We start from the raw sequence: 627 nt of genomic DNA, 5'->3' as shown, positions 1-627 counted from the left end.
CAATGCCAGTCAGTTAACGCTGATTGGCATTTTTCGTTGGGAACTTCGAAGCGCGGTTCTTGACGACTCTGGGGAAGCTTCGTTCGGTGCGGCGTGGTGGCAGCACGAAGTGCCTGGACTGTGCCAACAAGGCCGCCAGTTGCCTGGGCAGGGTGCCCGCCGAATCCAGGCTCGGGACCGCCAGCAGGTTGACGATGGCATAGCTGGCTGTGTGGAAGCTGATGCGCTGGGGCTCCACCTTGGCGTGAGCGGCCATCTCTCGCATCCAGCGCCGCAGCAGTGTGTAGGCGATCAGCACGCCCCACAGTTCCTGGCGCACCAGCGCGGGCTGCTTGCTGCGCAGCACCGGTTCGCCCTCCTGCAGTGACTGCTTGATCTCGCGGAATCCCAACTCGATCTCCCAGCGCTGGCGATAGAGCTCGGCCAAGGCATGCGCTGGATGCGTGTGGGGACACGGCAACGAGGTGATGAAGCGCCGTAGCCGCCCACCTACGCTGACCTCGATCAGGCGCGCCTGCCAGTGGCTGGGCAATTCCGGGCGTGCCTTGCGCGCTTGTGGCGATACCGGCATACGGATGCGTGCATCGCCGGGCGCGAGTTGTTCGACGATCTCATGGCGCAGGTTGT

The 627-nt window shown here is 64.1% G+C and carries 1 protein-coding gene; it reads right to left on the bottom strand.

Features of this window, described 5'->3' with window-relative positions; all coding sequences use genetic code 11:
- Positions 1–13: 13 nt before the first annotated feature.
- Positions 14–627, bottom strand: a 614-nt coding sequence (locus tag XcuCFBP2542_RS18995; protein ID WP_146090382.1) for a transposase, incomplete at its 5' end; no start/stop codon positions are given.

Source organism: Xanthomonas cucurbitae, from assembly GCF_002939885.1.
GTDB classification, from domain to species: Bacteria; Pseudomonadota; Gammaproteobacteria; order Xanthomonadales; family Xanthomonadaceae; genus Xanthomonas; species Xanthomonas cucurbitae.
This window is presented reverse-complemented; position numbering and strand designations above follow the sequence as displayed.